The sequence below is a fragment of the Exiguobacterium sp. SH1S1 genome, assembly GCF_004337245.1.
Taxonomy (GTDB): Bacteria; Bacillota; Bacilli; order Exiguobacteriales; family Exiguobacteriaceae; genus Exiguobacterium; species Exiguobacterium aurantiacum_A.
On the sequence record NZ_SJUZ01000019.1, the window covers coordinates 1 to 1,685 of the forward strand.

The following is a 1,685-nucleotide window of genomic DNA, read 5'->3' on the forward strand; positions in this document are numbered from 1 at the left end:
TGAACTGCTCCCCGTCAAGTAGACAGGGTAAATAATGAAAACCAGCCTAGGCGGCTTGAGCCCTGTATTCGACAGGGCTCAAGCCGTTTAGTCGTTTCTGGAGACGATCATGGTTGTAGAACGATATGTAGGCCTCGATGGCCGACGTGAGTTCGCTATAGGCCTGGAACTCACGCAGGTAGTACATCTCGACTTTCAGGGTACCCCAAAAACCCTCGATCGGGGCGTTGTCGAGACAACGTCCGACGCGAGACATGCTGTGGGTCAGTTTTGCGTCTTCCACCATGCGTTTGAACCCTCTCGATGTATATTGAAACCCTCGGTCGCTATGGATCATCGGACCCGCTCCTGTACGGAGCCCCGCGATCGCTGGGATCATCGTCTGGAAGACGAGCCCATTGTTGTTGGATTTCCCGATGCGATAGGCGACGATCGAGCCGTCATAGAGGTCGATGATCGCGCTCAGATACGCCCTCCTCCCGGCGCCATATTTGAACTCGGTGACGTCGGTGCACCATTTCTCGTCCGGTCGGGACGCGCTGAATTCTCGGTTCATCAGGTTCTCGGCCACATGCTGCGGTGAAGACTTTTTGTACCGTTTTCGCTTCTGGCGGATGACCGAACGGATCTCGTGGATGCGCATGAGACGATAGACCCGCTTCTCGTTGTATGCCGGTAGGCCATGCTGGCGTCGTCTCCGATTGACCGTCATGGTGATCCGTCGATACCCGTAGGTCCCGTTCACCTGATCGTAGAGGAGACGGATGTCCTCCAGTAGACTCAAGTTCTCTTCCTCGCGTACCGAGACGGTACGTTTTAACCATTTATAATAGGCGGCCCGTGAGACCTGCGCGATCTCGCATAAGAGCACGACCGGGAACGTGTCGCTTATCGACATTTCCTTGATGGCCGTGTAACGCAATTGTAGCCGGATCTGGCTGATCAACCTCTCCTCTCGATCTCCTCTAACTTTTTTAGGAACAGGTTCTCGGCCCGAAGGCGCTCGTTCTCCCGCTCGATCTGTTGGATGCGACGTTCAAGCTTCTCCTCGTTGGTCAGTTCCTCTTCTTGCTTTGTCCGTCCGCGCCGGTCCTCGAGCCCGTGCACGCCGTCGGCGTCATATTTTTTCGTCCAGCCATAGACCTGCTGGTACGACACGGCGAATATCTCGGCCGTCCGTTGATAGTTCCGTCCGTTGTCCAGGCAATACCTGACGATCTCCATGCGTTCCTCGAATGTTGTCTTTCTCCCTTTGGCCATAGCTCGATCCATCCCTTTTCTCGAATCTGTTAACTCGCTATGACCAGTATACTTCTTGATCCACCGATATAGAACCGACCAACTACTAATATGATATTTGGAGAGAACCTCCATTTTGGTGAACCCATCGAGATAGTCACGTACGGCCGCGATCTTCTGTTCCTTGGTGTAATGTTTCCATGTCTTCGACTCCTTCAACGCATCGATCCCACCGGTATCGAATTTCACTTTCCACAACTGAAGGGTATCCATAGAGACGTCATGAGCCTCCTCGATTTCCTTCCAGGTGCATGTTCCTTCTTCCAGCATACGTAGTGCACTCAGTTTTTGTTCAATCGAATGCCGACTTCTCGCCATAAAAAAACACTCCCCAATAGATAAACAGATTTGTTATTTCATCTGTCTACCTATTGGGGAGCATATCA

The 1,685-nt window shown here is 52.3% G+C and carries 1 protein-coding gene; it reads right to left on the bottom strand.

Annotation, left to right across the window (positions count from 1 at the left end; genetic code table 11):
* Positions 1–46 precede the first annotated feature (46 nt).
* A protein-coding gene (locus EVJ23_RS14960; protein WP_131466594.1) for an IS3 family transposase occupies positions 47–1,617 on the bottom strand; the annotation gives its coding sequence in 2 pieces (ribosomal slippage) (positions 47–978 and positions 978–1,617; 1,572 coding nt in all).
* Positions 1,618–1,685: the final 68 nt, after the last annotated feature.